Raw genomic sequence first — 19,400 nt, forward strand, 5'->3', positions numbered from 1 at the left:
CGTTAACATGGAAGATAAGAGGATATAACTAATGCCACCAATGATGGTGGCATTAGTTAAATTTTAAAAACTTAAGAAATATTTGGCCCTAACCAACGTTCAGCAGTTAATAAATCCCAGCCTTTACGTTGCGCATAATCCTCAACTTGATCCGATTGTATCTGTGCAACAGCAAAGTAACGACTCTCTGGATGAGAGAAAATCCACCCGGAAACGGTCGCACCAGGGTACATAGCATAACTTGAGGTTAACTCCATACCAATCTCTTCCTGGACATTCATTAGTTTCCAAATGATGTCTTTTTCAGTGTGGTTCAGGACAAGCTGGATACCCAGGCGCAGGACGAATACCTTGATACTTTTCACGGATCAAATCATTGTTATCCAAGGTTTCATCAGCTGCGAACCCCAATAATCTTTACGAGTTTGTTGATGTAAATATTCAGCAAAAGCTTCTGCTAAACGATCACATATTGCCTGTACTAAAATGGCATTATAATCATCATTATCCGCTTTATAACGATCTGCTACTTCACGTTCGCCAATACCGCCCGTTACTGCAAAAGCGCCAATATAATCAGCCACACCCGATGATTTAGGTGCCACATAATCCGCTAAACAATGATTAACAAAAGGTGGTTTCTTTTCAGTTTGCTGACGTAGCTGGTTGCTTACTTGCAAAATTTCAGTGCGAGACTGATCGGTATATATCTCAATATCATCACCGACACTGTTGGCCGGGAAGATACCCACAATGCCAGAGGCTGAAATCTCACCTTCGGCTTCAACCGTATCTAACATTTTTAAGGCATCGTTAAATAATCGCGTTGCTTCTTCACCTACGACTTCATCGGTTAATATACGCGGGTACTTGCCAGCAAGTCCCCAGGTCATAAAGAAAGGCGTCCAATCAATATAATCACGTAAGACATTAATCGACATTTTCTTAATCACTTGCACGCCCAACTTGTTTGGTGTTGGTGGTACATAAGTGTTCCAATCTATTTTGGCACTATTATCACGCGCTCGAGCAAGTGATACAGGTTTACTTCGAGGACGTTTATTAGCATGTTGCTCACGCACTCGATTGTAATCTAAATCCAATTTAGCCACAAAATCAGGTTTCGTTTTTGGATTTAACAATAACTGACAAACCCCAACCGCACGTGATGCATTAGAGACATAAACAACTGGCTCATCATAGTTTTGCTCAATTTTAACCGCAGTATGCGCTTTAGAGGTTGTAGCGCCACCAATCAATAGTGGCAATTTCAAGCCTTGACGTTGCATCTCTTTGGCAACATAAACCATTTCATCTAATGAAGGTGTGATCAGCCCAGATAAGCCAATCATATCGGCATTTTCCGCAATCGCTGTTTTAATAATAGTTTCAGTGGGTACCATCACACCAAGGTCGACAATTTCATAGTTATTACACTGTAAAATAACACCTACGATATTTTTACCAATATCATGTACGTCACCTTTTACGGTAGCCATCACGATTTTACCATTGGTTTCACCGACTTCCTTAGTCGCTTCAATAAAGGGATTTAAATAAGCAACCGCTTGTTTCATTACACGAGCCGATTTTACCACCTGTGGCAAAAACATTTTTACCTTCACCAAAGAGATCACCAACGATGTTCATACCATCCATCAATGGCCCTTCAATCACTTCGATTGGTTTATCATACTGTTGGCGAGATATTTCAGTATCTTCTTCAATAAATTCAGTGATACCTTTCACTAAGGCATGCGCAATTCGCTCATTAACAGGTAATTCTCGCCATAATAATGCCGATCCATCATCGACTTTTTCTTGTCCTGAATTGCGGTATTTTTCGGCTAAATCCAATAACGCATCGGTAGCTTCTGGGTTTTTATTTAAAACAACATCTTCAACGGCATTTTTTAGTTCTTCAGGAATATCATCATAAATGGCTAATTGCGTCGCATTAACGATACCCATATCCATACCATTTTTAAAACAGTAATAAAGGAATACAGCATGAATGGCTTCACGCACTGGGTTATTACCACGGAAGGAGAAAGACACATTAGAAACACCGCCCGAAATCATCGCATGTGGTAGATTATCTTTAATATCTTTAACGGCATCGATAAAATCAACTGCATAGTTATTATGCTCTTCAATCCCCGTTGCAATAGCAAAGATATTCGGATCAAAAATAATATCTTCAGGTGGAAATCCAACTTGATTGACTAAGATATCGTAGGACTTTTGACAGATTTCAAACTTACGTTCACGTGTATCTGCCTGTCCTTGTTCATCAAAGGCCATGATGATCACAGCAAATCCATAACGACGAATAAGCGTTGCTTGTTTAATAAAGTTATCTACCCCTTCTTTCATACTGATGGAGTTAACAATACCTTTACCCTGAACGCACTTAAGGCCTTCTTCTAAAATTTCCCATTTAGAGGAATCAACCATAATTGGCACACGAGAAATATCAGGCTCAGAAGCACATAGGTTTAAGAAACGCTTCATGGCAAATAATGAATCAAGCATTGCTTCATCCATATTGATATCAATAATATCCGCGCCAGCTTCCACTTGATGTAATGCAACCTCTAAGGCTTCATCGTAGGATTCTTCTAATATCAAACGCTTAAATCGAGCTGAACCTGTTACATTAGTTCGCTCACCAACATTTTGAAATAAAGAATCTTTATTAATGGTTAATGCTTCGAGACCACTCAGTCTACAAGCAACTTCAATCTCTGGAATGGCACGTGGTTTGACACCTTCAACCGCGTCATACATAGCTTTAATATGTGCAGGCGTTGTACCACAACAGCCACCCACTAAATTTAAAAATCCACTTTCAGCCCACTCTTTGATATGTGAAGCCATTTCATCTGCTTCGAGGTCGTATTCACCAAATGCATTTGGTAAACCTGCATTAGGGTGCGCTGATACAAAAGTTTCTGAAATACGTGATAATTCTGCAACATATTGGCGTAGCTCATCTGGCCCTAACGCACAGTTTAAGCCAAATGAGATAGGTTCAATATGACGTAATGAGTTATAGAAAGCTTCCGTGGTTTGACCAGATAAAGTACGACCAGATGCATCGGTAATAGTACCAGAGATCATGACAGGTAATTTATAACCAAGCTGTTCAAATACACCACTAATAGCAAAAACGGTCGCTTTTGCATTCAAGGTATCAAAAATGGTTTCAACGAGAATAAGGTCTACACCACCTTCGATAAGTGCTAATGTTGATTCAGTGTAAGCAGTTACTAACTCATCAAAGGTTACATTACGAAAAGCGGGATCATTAACATCAGGAGAAATAGAACAAGTTCGGTTTGTTGGCCCTAACACCCCAGCAACAAAACGCGGACGATCCGGTGTTTCAGCGGTTTTTTCATCTGCTACTTTACGCGCAATTCGGGTAGCTTCACGGTTAATTTCAGCAGATAACGACTCCATTTGGTAATCAGCCATGGCAATCGTTGTTGCATTAAAGGTGTTGGTTTCAAGTATATCCGCACCAGCATCTAAATATTCTTTATGAATGTTAGCAATCACTTGTGGTTGGCTTAATACCAATAGGTCATTATTGCCTTTAACATCACATCGCCAGTCTGCAAAACGTTCACCACGATAATCTTCCTCTTCAAACTTATAGTCTTGAATCATGGTTCCCATACCACCATCAATAAGCAGAATATGCTTTTCTAACTGTGATTTTATTAAGGCGGCGCGATCAATGGCTGACATGGTGTTCCCTTACAATTTCTTTTATAAAAATAGGTATAAAAAATAGAACGCGAAGTTTAACATAAATCTAATAAACAGTGCAGTCGCTAACACACCTGATAAATTGAAATATTTAAATAGCAAAGATGAGAAAAATTGTAGTTTGTAAAAGGCACAAAAAAAGCGAACTAATGTTAGTTCGCTTTATCTTAAAAGAGCATTGGTGATGTCATCACGATAAATGCTTTACGTCTTTTGCTCCAAGAGCTTTGTCTTCCTTTAACATCAGTACTCCATTGCCCCTATAAACATAAACTAAAAGCTAAATTGTTTACAAAAAAACGGGCCCCAAAGGCAAAGGTATTAAATTTATAAAAACGCAAATGTTACAAAAATACTAAAACTATTTATCTTATGATCGACTATCTCGTCGAGAAAAAGGGTAATTAAAGCGCCAATTTTGGCAAATGAGTTGTTTAATAAAACGCACTCCTAAAATTTATTACCCTTTTCTAAAAACTGATATGAATTGATAATAATGTTCCCTCCTGTATGTTGATTGAATAGACAACCAGCATTTATTTTAATAACGGTTAATAAAAATCACTATTAAAAATAAAAGGCTTTTCCCGAATACCCCGTTGGGCAAATAAGTGAATTTATTAGTCACTTCTAGTTGGGTGTATGCCTTACCAAAAACTGATAAGAAGTAATTGTTTGCCTCCTTAATTTTTTAGATTATCAGCAAAAAAATCCTCTAATAACAATCGCAATTTAGCGTGATGAAGTTGCATGCAATATGTCGAACTTCCTAGGTTATCAGTGCCACTAGGGCCATTCATTTGATGCTACGCTTGGTACTTATTTTCACTCCTCTTACTCATTTAACTAATAATAAGTGTAGGCTAGTTATCCAGTAACGCCAGCAAAAAAATCATATTCACGGTACTTATCAAAACACTTTTTAATCTAGAATCACAAATTTTATTTAAGCTCATCTAAGGAATAAGGCGTTACTTGATACACACAATAATTTAACCAATTACTATACAATAAGTTACCGTGACTACGCCATTTTGCTCGTGGCGTTTGGCTTTTATCATCATCAGGAAAATAATTAATTGGCAACTCAGGTGTTAAACCTTCACCTAAATCTCGCTCATATTCATTTGCTAGTGTTTTAGCATCATATTCAGGATGGCCAGAAATAAATACTTGGCGACAATCTAAACTAGTCGCTAAATAAACACCACCCTGTGGTTCATCTGCAAACACCGTAAGTTCACTATGTGCTTTGATCGTCTTTGAATTAAAATCGGCATAACGAGACAAGGGAGCCCAAAATTGATCATCAAACCCACGTACTAAAGGGTGCTTATGATGATAAGTTGTGTGCTTATAAATACCTGATAATTTTTTTCTAAGGTTTCTCTTTTTATATCATAAAGATAATTCAAAGCGGCTTGAGCGACCTAGCATAAGAATAATGTTGAGGTCACGTTATGTTTTGACCAATCAACAATCTCTTTAAATTTATCCCAGTAATAAACATCTTCAAAGGGGATCTGTCCGAGTGGTGCACCGGTGATTATAAAACCGTCCCATTTTTTTTGCTTAACGCGTTCAAAATCACCATAAAATTTATCTAGATGTTTTTGAGGTGTATTACGTGATGGACGTGCATCAACACGAAGTAACTCTACATCGACTTGCAATGGTGTGGTTCGAGAGCAAACGCATCAATTGCGTTTCTGTTTCTATTTTTTTAGGCATTAAATTTAGAATTAATACGCGAAGAGGACGAATATCTTGATGACTCGCACGAGATTCTGAAATAGTAAAAATATTTTCAGATTTTAAAATACCGGCAGACAGGAAGATCATCGGGAATACGAATAGGCATATACAACTCCATAAAATATAATTTAGCCATCTAGAAGTCTAACATCAATTTGTAATTTGACCACACAAATATTGTATTTGATGCTAATATCCTGCCATACAAATTATTAAGGAGCTGAAATGTTCACTATTGTTCAAGCTGATTTATCTAATAAACAACACGCCAGTGCGTACTTAGCGCTAATGTCTCATTATGCAAATGACCCTATGGGTGGCAATGAAGATCTTTCTGAGTTTGCTAAACAGAATTTGGTTAGTACATTACTACAGCGTACAAACACTGTTATTCTATTAGTTTTTAAAGGAGAGCAACCTGCTTTGCATTATTAACCGCAATTGAAGGTTTTTCGACATTCTCATGTAAATCTTTATTTAATATACATGATGTGGTGGTACATAAAGACTTTAGAGGCTTAAAACTTACTTCAATGTTATTTGAAGAAATTGAGAAAATAGCAAGACAACGTGATTATTGCAAAATCACATTAGAGGTTCTTTCTGGAAATGAAATTGCTAAAAATGCTTATTTAAAACAAGGCTATTCTGATTATCAACTAGATCCAGCACATGGCTCAGCATTATTTTGGACGAAATCACTAAACAATTAATGCCTGTTTATGTGAAAGTCTGCGATATATCCACAATAAACTGATACCACGAGCAAACATAAAGGCATTCATTGCTATCCATAACGCATGATTGCCTTGTTCTTCAAAGATAAACCACACCGGAAAATAAACAACGCATAATGAAAATATCATAGCATTACGCATGTCTACTGCCCTTGTCATTCCAATAAATACACCATCAAAAATAAACCCTAGCATTGAGGTCATTGGAATGATGATTAACCAGGGTAAATATTTGATTGCTTCCTGCTGTACGACTTCAATTGAGGTTATTTGAGTAATAATCCAGGCACCAAAAGAATAAAACAGTAATAACTGCAACACACTAAACAATGTCGCCCAAAAAACAGTGAGGTAAATACTTTCTTTTAACTTTCTAATACTTCGTTCACCAATACTTTTACCAACTAAGGCTTCAACTGCATAGGCTAAACCATCCATTGAAAAGGAAATAATTAATAGAAAATGCATTAACACTGAATTAGCCGAAACAATATCATCTCCCAGGGACACTCCTTGTATCGTCATAAAAGTAAAGGTGACCTGTAAACACAGTGTACGAATAAAAATATCACGATTTAAAAGTAAAAAAGGAGCAAGGGTTTTAAGGTTCAGTATTTCCTTTAATAAACGAGCAAAAAGGCCTTTTTCATAGAAGCCACTAACCATGCGTTGCACGATAAATAAACCACAAAATAAAGCGATATAATCGGCACATAATGAAGCCCAGGCCACACCCGCGACACCCCATTCGAATACAACAACAAAAATAACATCTAACAAGATATTAATACTGTTAGTAATAATTAATAAAAACATCGGTGCTTTGGCATTTTGCATGCCTAATAACCAACCCAATAACACCATGTTTATCAATGCTGCAGGCGCACTCCAAATACGTATATCAAAATACTGGCGTGCATAAAATAAGACTTCTTCAGTCGCCTTCAACAAAATGAAAAGCGACTGAAGATAATGGATTCTGCAAAAGCAGTAATACCATGGAAAGTATCAAGGCGATAAAAACTGACTGCATTAATAATCGTAATATTTGTTGCTGGTTATTTGCTCCAAAAGCTTGCGCTACTAAGCCTGTTGTGGACATGCGTAAAAAAACTAAAACCCAGAATAATAACGATACCACCATCGAACCTACTGCTACACCGGCAAGATAAAAGGATTCAGGTAAGTGCCCAATTACGGCGGTATCCACTAAACCTAATAATGGCACACTGATATTGGAGAGCATCATCGGAAATGCGATGGCAAAGATTTTTGGTGGTTTGAAAGGCGTAAAAAAGCTGATTTTAACATGACGAAAAATAAGTAAGCCTATTCATAAGCTTACTCATTATATGTCTGTATGATTTGATGGATATCTTGCACCATCAAATCCATATCTACATGAGGAATACCATCTTCATTTAGCACCGCTTTAAAAGTGGCTTGATGTTCGCCTTTAGGATTTACCAGCACTAAAGAAGCACTATGATCGACTAGATAATAAGCATCATCACTATCACCTTCTTCAACAATGCTATAAATCAAACCTAAATCTTGAGCAAAGGGAAATAATTGATCATGGGTACTGGTTGTGCCAATGAAGTTTGAATTAAAGTAATTCACGTATTCAGCAAGGTTATTGGCTTTGTCTCGATTAGGATCAACAGAAACAAAAACGATTTGAATATCTTTAAAGGGAGGCTTAACCAGCTCGGGATAAACCCGATCTAAATCCGCCAGAGTAGTTGGACAAATATCAGGACAAAATGTGTAACCGATAAAGAATAGGGTCCAATGTTGTCGCAAACTGGTATTATCAAATACTTTTCCTTGAGCCATTTCAAAGGAAAAATCAGGTAGTGTTTTATGCTCTTTTTGCATGACTAAGGATGGGTTGCTTGTAGAAAAGCGATCACTTACTACCAGAGAAAGTAAAATAGCAATTGCAACTAATGCAACAATGAGAGAAATCACCCATCCCTTTTTCATTTTAATATCCTATATCAATAATAAGCAGTTACATCCAATCAGTAGTGCGAATTACACCAACTGCAATTCCTTCAATATCAAAGGATTGATATTGTAGATCAACTTTAATCGGGTCAAACTTAACATTTTCAGCTTTAAGTGTTACTTCGCTACCTTTGCGATAAAAACGTTTTACAGTCACATCATCTTCAACTCGTGCAACAACAACTTGACCATTGTTAACATCTTGGGTTTTATGAACTGCTAGTAAATCACCATCCATGATACCAATATCTTTCATACTTTCCCCTGCACGCGTAACAAAAAGTCGGCACTAGGGTGGAAAAGGCTTGGATCTACATCGTAATGTGATTCAACGTGTTCAGTAGCAAGAATAGGCTCTCCTGCCGCTACCATGCCCACTAAAGGAAGACCGGCTTCAATCGGGATCACATTGCTTTTATGTTCTTCAACAATACGAATACCGCGAGATGTCCCTGACAATATTTCAATAGCACCTTTTCGTGCTAAGGCTTTTAGATGCTCTTCTCGTTGCATTAGCACTGCGAAAGCCTAAAATTTTAGCCAACTCAACACGTGTCGGAGGCATGCCAGTTTTAGCAATGCAATCCTTAATCACATCTAAAACTTCATTTTGTCGTTTCGTTAACTCTTTCATTACTTACCTCACTAATAAAATTCAGACTGTAAACATACACAGTGTATATCTATACAGATAAATATTCTAGTTTTGAAATAAATAAAGTAATCCATACCCGTTAGCATTCAAGATTCAGCGTTAATATGAAGAAATTATATGCGCCCTCTATAATTTAGGATTGTTTCTCCTTTAGCTGTTTTCGGGCCAATCCAAGAGATTGCTTGCAAAATAGAGGGGTCTAACTTTTCATGCCCCTTGATATTACCTTCAATTTGAAAGTGGCCTCCTTTTTTTAAGGAAACATTTGCATTGGTCGTTAATTGTTCTGAGTTTTGTTTTAATGAAGCAACTAAATCACCTTCAGCGGCAACTTAAATCAATATTAGGACTGGATAGATCGATATTTCCCATTGGAGTTGCCACCTTTGCACCGCGCCAAACAAGGTAACCATCTAATTCGTTACAATAGGGATCGCCTGGCATGCCATTTTCAATCACTAAGGTTAATTTTCCAGAGGGAGTAACAGGTATAGGAAGTTGTAAATAGGGTAATAACTCAGTGGCTTGCATATCGACATTCACATCGGAAACAATAATACCTGACATGCCATATGCAACAGAGCCCACACCCATTAAAACTCTGGGATCATTATCAAACTCAATATCTGCTTTCAATTTAAGCGTTGCGAGGGCCAACCAATCTAGTTTCCAAGTTAATTCCTTCGCTCGAAACTTTCCTTGATAAACGACTTTAGTTAGCTTTCCATTCCAAAGCGTCCCAGATATATCTTCGAATTCAACACCTGAATGCTTAGGCATAAAGGGCAGAATAAGGCTCGCAGGCGCAGTAAACAACAGTAGAAACAAGATAAAGGCAAATAAATGCCAGGCTGATTTTTAATTTCATAATACTTCTCGAATATCTCAGTTAACTCGTTAATGCGTAAGCAATAGACGGTTAACTTTGATAAATCCTCTTGATCGGCTTTTGCTAAATCTGCATTTAGCACTAAAACACCATACTGATTATTTAGATCCGTTAACCATTGTAAAAAAACATCAAATTCGATATTGGTGATCCACACTTCTATTTCATCTTGTTTATTAACGATACGTGAAAAAGTAATGCCCTTTCTTGTTGCACTACTATTTAATATTTGGGTTAAGTTACCACTTCTTTTCTGCACCCCAACGACGCCGGATTGTAATATTAGATTGGCTTTTTCCTGAGTCCAACTGAGCGAAGCTTTGGTATTAGTTAATTGTTGTTTATTATCAGAAAGCTTTGTTGCTAAAGGAGACCAAATTCCCCAATATAATATTGCAATAAGAATAAAAATGGCACTAAGCAGAGTTAATTGCTTGCTCTCTGGTTGTGATGCTCTCCCACCATTGTTTAAATTGTTCCATAATTATTTTTTCCTTATGGTCAGTAAACCACTAACTTGGTTTTTACTGCTGTTAAGTGCTCCCTGCTGAATGCTATATTGTTGGGGTAAAGCACTGGAGAACTTTTCAAATGCCTGGAAATTATCAGCAACGGCTAAAAGGCGCATTTCATGATTTTTAACATCATATTTTAAGCTGTTTACACTTAACTGCTGGTTACTATCAAAGGTCGGGCCAAGGTCATCAAGCATAGCTAAGAATCCGGCTGAATCTCCTTTATCATTTGCTTCAGCTAACATGGTTCTTATCTGTTTTTTGATGCGCGAATAACTCAACTTACGCTGATTTGGAAAAGCCAATTGATAAACACGCTCAACCTGTTCTTTGACTACCTTTATTTCTGTTTCAATGCGCTGATTTTCGATATACACATTAATGCAACTAATAACAAAAAATAAGCTGGCTAATATAGCGGGTAAACGCCACTTTAAGAGATTTTTATTAACCTCTTTTTTAACTTTAAATTCATGCTGTAACAGATTTACTTTGCAAACTAACGCACCAACTGCAAGTAACTCCATGGGCAATGTTGGTGTTGCACTTACCCATTGTCCAGGCTGATCATTAGGAATAGGGCTATAGCTTTCGATAACCTGCTGTTTGTCAGCGTCTATTTTAGAGGATAATAAAGCCGTTAACATAGCTTCATCACTGCTCCATGCAACAGCTTGGTTTTCTCTTATGATCCAGTTGTTGTCAAGTTGTACGGCTTGCCACTTATTATCTTCAGGAAGGGGTAAGGCTAACCCTTCAGGGATAAACTGTTTACAACTAATATCTGCTTCAGCTAGCCAAGATAACCACTGAGACATACGTTGTTTATCACATACAGCCACATGGACAAGATCGGTTTTTTGTTCAATAACCGTAAAATGTAATTTTTCAACATCTCCAGCTAAATCTTCTTCTAAGAGATAAGGTAATGCCTGTTGCATTTGACGGTTGAAAGCGCCGTTAATAGGAAGTTCTTTGATGCATACATCAACACCTGGCAATAGACAGATAACATGACGCGACGAAGCCTTTTCAGTTAAGCTGTTTAACTGTTGCGCATTATCAATTTCACCAGAAGCAATAATTTCCTTGCCACTTTCTGACCAAATCAGCCAGTGTTGTTTTTGCGAAGCTTCACTTGCTAGGCGGATTATTAATCTTTCAGTCACCCACAATCTCCATCTATTTAAATCCGCCCGATTGATATCGGATCACGGTGGCTTTCTTATCATTTATTTGAAAGAGTACCTGTAAGGCATTAATACGATCTTCAAATTCAGCAATAGCATTTAATTGAAAAAACTCACTGGTTACACTTAATTCATTACTAATATCACTGGAAACCGTTGAACCATCAAAAATACTTGAGGCTAAGAAATCATCAACACTGCTCCAACCACTTACCGGTCTATCTTCTAATAATTCAGTAAAGTCATCCACAGTTAAGCTGAATGAATCTTTAAAAATCACATATAAAATAGCGGCTTGTTCAACTGCCACTGTATTAACATTAATTTTTTGCTCGGCACTTGGTATCGCACACAAATAAGGCGCAATCCTCTCAAATACCTTTTGCCCAACACCTTGTACAGCTCTTAATTCAGTAATATCTACCATATAATTATCGGCGCTCAAGTGAGGTACACCTCTGGCTTGATAGATACTATCCTCTGCACCCAAAGCAACATCACTTTGGTCATCACTATCAATCCAGTCTCGACTAGATTCAGCAATCATTTCGGCGCTATAATCATTCACGCCAATTTCTATTAATAAGTTTTCAAACTGTTGTACTGGCCTTGCTCTGGTATCACCATCATCTTTTTCTGCTAATGCATTAAGGTTAAAGCAACTACGCAAATCTTTGAATTCACCAGCAATACTGCCATTTTCAAGTGGGAAAACCATCTCTGGTAATGCCCAGTTTTGATCTAAACTGATAATGCTACTATCTGAAAAATCTTGGTCTAAAACCAAACGTCCAAAATCACCCAGTGACCTGGCCATACCAATAAACACTTTGCGAGAAAAGCAACCCTTCTGTTCTTTTCAAACTCAGGGTTAAGCGCCCAGTCATTGTGGTCGCGATAGTCACCATTATCGCTAAAATCATAAGTACAGTTATCAGTGCAATACCACGTTGCTTTTTAGGAAAATGTCGCATCAATCACCTACCACAGAGCTCGCTGACACTAAAAACTGACGTTTTATTTCTGAAAACTTTTTGCTGGTAAAACTTATCTCAATGCCTGTTGGTAAGTTAGTGGTTGATGTCCAAGTTGTTTGCCAGCCATCATTTGACCAAAAACGAAAGCTTAATGTTTCAATCCCCTCTAACAGGGTTTGTATTTCAGGTTTTTCGCCTGCAACAATATCAGGATATAAAAAATATAAGCGTTGTAAATTGCCCTCGAATAACCGATAACGTACACGTAATAAATTAGAACGAGGTAATAAGTTTAACGGATTACTCCAGCCTAAACGGGTAAATTCAATGCCTTCATTCTCAGATTCAAATAAGGATTCACCAACAGTTAATACACTAAGGTCATCACTATCAGTACTTTCATCCCTTGATGCCCGAGCAATAATTTGAGTAAAGTCCTGCTCAATAATAAGCATTGCACGCTGAATTTTTAATAACTCTTGATTGTGCTTTTTACTAATTTCACCACTTCGAATAACACCCTGCAGAATTTGATAAGAAGCCAAGCTCATCAATGCAAAGATAGAAATAGCAATCAACACCTCTAACAGTGTAAACCCCTGCATTGCACGGTTATGATTACTGGTTCTGCAATGTAAGTCCTTAAATAGGCAAGTGCTCGCCCCTCTTCAGTATCACTGACTTCTATATCAAGCGCTTTAAAATCGTCACTACCTGTTTCAACGGTTTTATAACGAACATACCATTTCACTCCGGCTAACTCTGTTGAATCATACTGCCAACTACTTGCTGGCCATAATTTTTTTAATTTAAGCTCAGTTAACTGATTACTCGCCACCCATAGGGCAAAGGTTTTATCCTGTAATCTTGCTTGCCCAGTTAAGGCTCCTGAAGCGACATTGATTACTGCAACACCGGATGTTGCCATAATAACTAACGCTAACATTACCTCAAGCAGAGTCATGCCTCGTTGTTTACTGAAGGCGATAAAGCGGTTCATTGAACCTCTGCCTCAATATGAGTGATCATGCCACTCATGCTGATTTCAAGTGCGCCACTCTGCTTATCCGTTTCTGATAAAAACACTTTAAAAGGTGTCACTTCACCGTTGGACATAATATATACCTGTGGTGAGAAGGATTGTATTTCTTGATCGTCTCCTTCGATATCAACAAGGTACTCTTCATCGATAAAAACATCTTCATCTTCGACATCAATTTCATCCCAAACCGTGCCTAATAGCTCATATTCAATGGATATTGACTCAGGAATTTCAATTTCCTTGGCAAATTGTTCCGATTCCAAGGCTAACCACTTAGTCGTTTTATAATCAAAAACAGTAAAGCGATAGGAATTTTTATCAAAAACTAATCCTATCTCTTTACCTGAAATTAACGCTTCATCCTCTGCAAATTGTAATAATGAGCTAAAGCGCTGTAACTGCCAATCAACACTTTCATTATTATTAATATATTTAGGCATTACCATCACCACTGCAACCGAAGCCATGCCAATGAGTAATAGCACTAACATTATCTCTAATAGGGTAAAGCCCCTTTTAAAGAAGGATTCGCGGATAAGTTAAACACCTTTAAATGGGTTATTCTGACTTACCATCTAAATTCCAGTTACCAATATCATCATCAGTATCTTCTTCCCCATCTGGCCCAACAGATAAAATATCAATTTTCCCATACTCACCAGGGCTATTTAATACATATTCATTACCCCACGGATCTTCTGGTAAACGTTTGATATAACCATCTTCTGGATAGCTACGTGGCTCAGGAGATCCACTTGGTTTACTTTGCAGGGCTTCTAATCCCTGCTCTGTTGTTGGGTAGGTATTATTGTCTAATTTATACATATCTAGTGCGTTTTCTAATGCAATCACATCAGAAACAACTTTCTGACGATCGGCTTTATCTTTATTACCCAATAAATTTGGCACAACCAGAGAAGCTAATACGCCCAAAATAACAATCACCACCATGATTTCGAGTAGCGTAAAACCGGTTTGTTTTTTGTTTTTATGATTCTTGTTACTGCTGTTCATGAAATTTCCTTTTGTAAAATAATAATTAATCATTAAATGCACCTCAGATTGTTATCCTGACACCATATTATTAAGCTGTAAAATAGGCTGTAAAATCGCCATTACAATAAACAACACCACCCCCGCCATTGAAATAACTAAGGCGGGCTCAAAAATACCGAGGGCAACAGTCACTTGTGCTGAAAACTGTTTGTCCTGATTATCAGCAGAACGTTCCAACATATTGCCTAATTCTCCACTTTTTTCACCACTTGTGATCATATGTAACATCATAGGAGGGAATAATTTAATACTTGCAAGCGCACGGCCTAGGCTCGTACCTTCTCTGACTAAATTAGTTGATTCAGCAACTTTAAAGCGAATAAATTGATTGCTGAGAACATTACCGGCAATACTCATTGCCTCTAACAAAGGCACCGCACTGCTATTTAATATACTGAGTGTTCTCGCAAAACGCGCAGTATTAAGCTCATTTGCAACACGTCCTAATACTGGAATACGCAGTAAATATCGGTCAAAGGCAAGTTGATTCTTTTCTTTTTTAAGCCATATTTTCACTAAAATAAGACCAGTAATGATCACCCCTAGAAAATAAAGACCATAACTACTCAAGGCATCACTGATTGCAATCAATAATTTAGTTGATGCCGGTAAATCTGCACCTAAATGTTCAAATTGTCCAATAACCTGTGGAACGACAGAGGTCAGCAGGATAACCACAACGGAGATTGCAACCAAGGTTAATACCATTGGATAAATCATGGCCTGCATCATTTTACTTTTCATCTCTTGGCGTTGCTCGGCATAATCAGCTAAACGATCTAAAACCTTATCAAGATGTCCAGATTTCTCACCCGCAGCAACCATTGCACAAAAAAGGTTATCAAAAATAAGTGGGAAACCACGCATACTATCAGCCAAGGTATAACCTTCAACGACACTACTTCGTACGGAAGAGATCATGGTTTTTATTTTTGCGTTATCACATTGTTCAGCCACGGCTTGCAAACATTCTTCAAGGGGATTGAGGAAGCAACTAATGTAGATAGTTGTCGTGTGATAAGTGCAAGTTCTGCGGTTTTGATTTTACTACGTAATAAACTTGAGCCTGTTTTAGTCGCCTTATTAGCAACTAATTCAACTTCTAAAGGGATCAGCCCCATGCCACGAAGTTGCTGACGCAACTGACGGCCAGAGTCTGACTCTAAGGTCCCTTTTTCTGTTTACCATTTGCATCCATGGCTTTATAAGCAAAAGTAGCCACGTTAATCCTCTCTGGTTACACGTAAGATTTCTTCTAATGTTGTTTGCCCATTTAAGACCTTAGCAACACCATCATCACGAATACTGACAGCTGATTTACGTATTACCTTTTCAACCGCTTGTTCACTGGCACCATTTTGAATTAACTCACGTACTTCATCAGTGACCATTAATAATTCATGGATACCTGTACGTCCTTTGTAACCACTATAGTTACACTTAGGGCAACCAACTGCGCGGTAGATAACAGGTGCATTGGTTTCCTGTGGCGCTAAAATTTGATGTTCTTTATCAGTTGCAGGGTGTGTTTCTTTACAGTCATTACATAAACGACGTACTAACCGTTGTGCTAATACCCCTAAGATACTTGATGATAATAAAAATGGCTCAACCCCCATATCACGTAATCGCGTGATTGCACCAACAGCAGTATTGGTATGCAAAGTAGACAATACCAAATGCCCGGTTAAACTCGCCTGTACTGCAATTCGTGCTGTTTCTAAATCACGAATTTCACCAATCATCACCACATCAGGGTCTTGACGTAATATTGCTCGTAAACCACGTGCAAAGGTCATATCAACTTTACTGTTAACCTGTGTTTGCCCTATGCCATCAATCGCATACTCAATCGGGTCTTCAACGGTTAGAATATTACGATCTTTGGCATTAATTTCTAATAAACCTGCATATAGCGTGGTACTTTTACCAGATCCAGTCGGACCAGTGACTAAAATTATACCGTGTGGTTTATGGATTAACTCACGCAACTGATGGTGATTTTTACTGGTCATGCCCAGTTTGCTTAGGTCTAACTTAACTGCATTTTTATCTAATAAACGTAATACAACACGTTCCCCATGACTTGCAGGCATAGTAGAAACACGTACATCAACAGCACGGCCACCAATTCGTATTGAAATACGACCATCCTGTGGAATACGTTTTTCGGCAATATCAAGTTTTGCCATTACCTTAATACGCGACACCAGCAAAGCGGCTAATTTGCGCTGAGGTTTTAAAATTTCGCGTAATACCCCATCTATTCGAAAACGAATAATCAATGAGTTTTCAAAGGTTTCAATATGAATATCTGAAGCTTCTTCTTTGATTGCCTCACCCAGCATGGCGTTTATTAATTTAATAATTGGCGCATCATCTTCCGCTTCAAGAAGATCTTCATCACCCGGTAATTCTTCTGCTAGGGTGAAGAAGTCTTCACTACCAATATCTTCCATTAATTGTTGTGCTTCAGAGGAAGAGGACTGGTAAGCAATAGCAACAAGCTGATCAAAGTGTTCATCATCGACTTGTTTCATAGTAAAGGCATGCCCTAAAACACGACGTACTTCCAATAAAATACTGGCATTAGGTGCGACTTTGAAACATAACTGACTATGATCGCCGCTATGCGAAACAACTAAAGAGTGTTTTTTAGAAAAAGGAAAAGGTAACTGCCCACGTGGCGTAACGTATTCATCCTCATGGGTTACCTCCTCTAATCCTTGACCATCAAGCACACTCATTACTGCACTTCCTGCATTGTTTCGATCACAGCTTCTTGTACATTTTTATGTGTAAAATCATTAGGATCAATTTCATGGCTTTGTCCCCAAGCAGGTAACACAGGTGAATTTTTATCAGGCATCAGAGTAATCCCTGACTCACGTTTACCTAATTGAATATCACGCATCAAACCATATTTACGAGTACTTAGATTATTCATGGTTTCATCATCACGAATGATTGAAGCGCGTAAGAAAATCATTAAGTTACGTTTTGAAGTACTGCTTTTTGTTGACCTAAATAGGTAACCAAGTAATGGAATATCACCTAACAATGGCACTTTCTCAATAGTTTCACTAACGTCTTCATCAATAAGACCACCGATAATGATAGTTTCACCTGATTTTGCTAATACCGTTGTTTTAACAGAACGCGTTGCAAAAATAACATCCACAGAAGTAGAACCTTGGATATTAGAAACTTCTTGTTCGATAGTTAATTGTACTGCATCTCCATCATTAATTTGTGGAGTTACTTTTAACTTAATACCGATATCTTTACGTTCGATAGTTTGGAAAGGGTTATCATTCGTCGAGCTTGAGGTTGAGCCAGTTAAAACGGGAACTTCATCACCAACAATAAAGCTTGCTTCTTGGTTATCCAAGGTAGTAATACTTGGTGTTGCTAGGATATTTGATGTTGAGTTGGTGCTAATTGCTTGTAACAACACTCCCCAGTCATCTCCTGCAAAACCGAAGGCACCACCAGTTAACGCTGATATAACGCTACTAACAGCATCTAAGTCATCATCATCATTACTAACTTCATAGGCGCTGACTAATACTTCACCAGTAGAAACGCCGTTATCTTGGAAAGATGTGCCACCAATAGTTGAGCCCCATTGTACACTTAAGTTGATACCATCATTCTCTGAGACTTCAACAATAATCGCTTCCACTAAAACCTGTGCACGACGAATATCTAATTGACGAATGATACTACTGAGTGATGACATAAGTGCGGGTTGTGCTGATACAACAATCGCATTTGTACCTTCGTGTGCTTCAATGCTTAAATCTGAATTATTACTTGATTCGGAAGCCCCTGGCCCCCTGTTTTTTCAAGCGTTTTACTTACTCCTTTTAAGACTGAAACAAGGTCCTTAGCTTGTGCATATTTGAGATAAAAGACACGTGTATTACCATTATTTTTAAGCTCATCATCAAGTGTTTTTACTAGTGCAACAATACGTGCTCTAGTTTTCTTTTCACCACTAATAATTAGTGAGTTAGTACGCTCATCAGCGACTAGGCGAGGCTGTAATATACTAGGTGTGGTATTTTTCGTTCCCGATGCAGGCTGTTGAATGGCATTAACCACTTTCACCATTTCTAAGGCGCTGGCAAATCTCAGCTTAACAATATCAACTTCTTGGTCGCCAGCTTTATCAACACGGTGGATAATTTTAACTAAACGGTTTACCACAGTCGCACGCCCGGTGATCATGATAACGTTGGAAGGATCATAGTGAACTACGTTACCGCCACCAGCATTATCATTAAGTTGTCTTAATAAAGGTGCTAATTCACGTACAGAAACATTAGTTACGGGCACAACACGGGTAACCATTTCATCACCTCGAAACTGTTGCCCATCATCAACCACAGGAATAGCCGCTACCTTAGCATCCTTTGACTTGACGACTTTAATGATGCCACTTTCCATTTCAACGATAGCAAAACCATAAACCTCTAATACATTTAAGAAGAATTGATAGTATTGTTTTTCGTCTAATAAATCATAGCTTCGCACATTAATACTGCCACGTACCGTTGGATCTAATACGATGGTTTTTTTAAGGTTTTTACCGACAATATTGATAAATTCATTAATATCTGCGTTTTTAAAACTGGCCGAGTACTCTACCGCAAGAGCAGAGCTAATATGGCTCAAACTTAATACGCTTGCCAACAAACCTAAATTAAACAGCTTCACTGCTTTGTTTTTTATCCCTAAAGATACCATCTAATAACACTCCAACTTTCACTTATACACCACTTATACATC

The 19,400-nt window shown here is 37.9% G+C and carries 14 protein-coding genes and 7 pseudogenes; 2 read left to right on the top strand and 19 right to left on the bottom strand.

Annotated features, from left to right (window positions below; genetic code table 11):
• Positions 1 to 71 precede the first annotated feature (71 nt).
• Positions 72 to 3,756: pseudogene (gene metH / locus ACLKMH_RS02265) on the bottom strand (methionine synthase).
• 963 nt (positions 3,757 to 4,719) lie between these two features.
• A pseudogene (metA, locus tag ACLKMH_RS02270) lies at positions 4,720 to 5,638 on the bottom strand (homoserine O-succinyltransferase MetA).
• A 119-nt stretch (positions 5,639 to 5,757) separates the two neighbouring features.
• Between metA and ACLKMH_RS02275 the strand changes: the two are divergent.
• Both ACLKMH_RS02275 and ACLKMH_RS02280 read left to right on the top strand, forming a co-directional pair.
• Positions 5,758 to 5,967: a hypothetical protein gene (locus ACLKMH_RS02275; RefSeq protein WP_413700710.1), complete on the top strand. Its 210-nt coding sequence runs from the start codon at positions 5,758 to 5,760 to the stop codon at positions 5,965 to 5,967.
• 59 nt (positions 5,968 to 6,026) lie between these two features.
• Entirely contained in the window at positions 6,027 to 6,245 is a 219-nt protein-coding gene (locus ACLKMH_RS02280; protein ID WP_413702236.1) for a GNAT family N-acetyltransferase, read from the top strand.
• Here ACLKMH_RS02280 and ACLKMH_RS02285 read toward each other — a convergent pair.
• The 17 genes and pseudogenes from ACLKMH_RS02285 to gspD all read right to left on the bottom strand — a co-directional run bounded on the left by ACLKMH_RS02285 (position 6,234) and on the right by gspD (position 19,358).
• Positions 6,234 to 7,220, bottom strand: coding sequence for an MATE family efflux transporter (locus ACLKMH_RS02285; RefSeq protein ID WP_413700711.1), 987 nt, complete (start codon positions 7,218 to 7,220; stop codon positions 6,234 to 6,236). The genes ACLKMH_RS02280 and ACLKMH_RS02285 overlap by 12 nt on opposite strands.
• Complete coding sequence (locus ACLKMH_RS02290; protein WP_413700712.1) at positions 7,204 to 7,518, bottom strand: MATE family efflux transporter; 315 nt, start codon at positions 7,516 to 7,518, stop codon at positions 7,204 to 7,206. Before ACLKMH_RS02290 ends, ACLKMH_RS02285 begins: the two co-directional genes overlap by 17 nt.
• A gap of 92 nt (positions 7,519 to 7,610) precedes the next feature.
• On the bottom strand, positions 7,611 to 8,258 hold the full coding sequence (locus ACLKMH_RS02295) for an SCO family protein (protein WP_413700713.1): 648 nt from the start codon (positions 8,256 to 8,258) through the stop codon (positions 7,611 to 7,613).
• A gap of 28 nt (positions 8,259 to 8,286) precedes the next feature.
• Positions 8,287 to 8,916: pseudogene (gene lexA / locus ACLKMH_RS02300) on the bottom strand (transcriptional repressor LexA).
• 134 nt (positions 8,917 to 9,050) lie between these two features.
• Positions 9,051 to 9,248, bottom strand: a pseudogene (gene gspN, locus ACLKMH_RS02305) (type II secretion system protein N); the annotation flags it as partial.
• Between the two features lie 10 nt (positions 9,249 to 9,258).
• Complete coding sequence (locus tag ACLKMH_RS02310) at positions 9,259 to 9,717, bottom strand: type II secretion system protein N (RefSeq protein WP_413700714.1); 459 nt, start codon at positions 9,715 to 9,717, stop codon at positions 9,259 to 9,261.
• Positions 9,654 to 10,253 (bottom strand): annotated as a pseudogene (gene gspM, locus ACLKMH_RS02315) (type II secretion system protein GspM); the annotation flags it as partial. The pseudogene gspM and the gene ACLKMH_RS02310, both read right to left, overlap by 64 nt.
• A 57-nt stretch (positions 10,254 to 10,310) precedes the next feature.
• The gene (gspL, locus tag ACLKMH_RS02320; RefSeq protein ID WP_413700715.1) at positions 10,311 to 11,510 is read right to left on the bottom strand and encodes a type II secretion system protein GspL; all 1,200 of its coding nucleotides are present in this window, start codon (positions 11,508 to 11,510) and stop codon (positions 10,311 to 10,313) included.
• A 13-nt stretch (positions 11,511 to 11,523) separates the two neighbouring features.
• Positions 11,524 to 12,348, bottom strand: a complete 825-nt coding sequence (gene gspK, locus ACLKMH_RS02325) for a type II secretion system minor pseudopilin GspK (RefSeq protein ID WP_413700716.1) — start codon at positions 12,346 to 12,348, stop codon at positions 11,524 to 11,526.
• The gene (locus tag ACLKMH_RS02330) at positions 12,329 to 12,505 is read right to left on the bottom strand and encodes a hypothetical protein (protein WP_413700717.1); all 177 of its coding nucleotides are present in this window, start codon (positions 12,503 to 12,505) and stop codon (positions 12,329 to 12,331) included. Before ACLKMH_RS02330 ends, gspK begins: the two co-directional genes overlap by 20 nt.
• A complete protein-coding gene (gene gspJ / locus ACLKMH_RS02335) occupies positions 12,505 to 13,113 on the bottom strand; it encodes a type II secretion system minor pseudopilin GspJ (protein WP_413700718.1) in 609 nt (202 codons plus the stop codon). Before gspJ ends, ACLKMH_RS02330 begins: the two co-directional genes overlap by 1 nt.
• Positions 13,092 to 13,508 carry a type II secretion system minor pseudopilin GspI gene (gene gspI, locus ACLKMH_RS02340; RefSeq protein ID WP_413700719.1) on the bottom strand — a complete coding sequence of 139 codons (417 nt, stop codon included), beginning with the start codon at positions 13,506 to 13,508 and terminating at the stop codon, positions 13,092 to 13,094. Before gspI ends, gspJ begins: the two co-directional genes overlap by 22 nt.
• Entirely contained in the window at positions 13,505 to 14,086 is a 582-nt protein-coding gene (gene gspH, locus ACLKMH_RS02345; RefSeq protein WP_413702237.1) for a type II secretion system minor pseudopilin GspH, read from the bottom strand. Before gspH ends, gspI begins: the two co-directional genes overlap by 4 nt.
• Before the next feature lie 22 nt (positions 14,087 to 14,108).
• Entirely contained in the window at positions 14,109 to 14,564 is a 456-nt protein-coding gene (gene gspG / locus ACLKMH_RS02350; protein WP_413700720.1) for a type II secretion system major pseudopilin GspG, read from the bottom strand.
• 51 nt (positions 14,565 to 14,615) lie between these two features.
• Positions 14,616 to 15,828, bottom strand: a pseudogene (gspF, locus tag ACLKMH_RS02355) (type II secretion system inner membrane protein GspF).
• Between the two features lies 1 nt (position 15,829).
• Positions 15,830 to 17,353, bottom strand: a complete 1,524-nt coding sequence (gene gspE / locus ACLKMH_RS02360; protein WP_413700721.1) for a type II secretion system ATPase GspE — start codon at positions 17,351 to 17,353, stop codon at positions 15,830 to 15,832.
• Positions 17,353 to 19,358, bottom strand: a pseudogene (gene gspD, locus ACLKMH_RS02365) (type II secretion system secretin GspD). Before gspD ends, gspE begins: the two are co-directional and overlap by 1 nt.
• Between the last annotated feature and the right edge of the window lie 42 nt (positions 19,359 to 19,400).

Source organism: Psychromonas sp. KJ10-10, assembly GCF_047323245.1.
Taxonomy (GTDB): Bacteria; Pseudomonadota; Gammaproteobacteria; order Enterobacterales; family Psychromonadaceae; genus Psychromonas.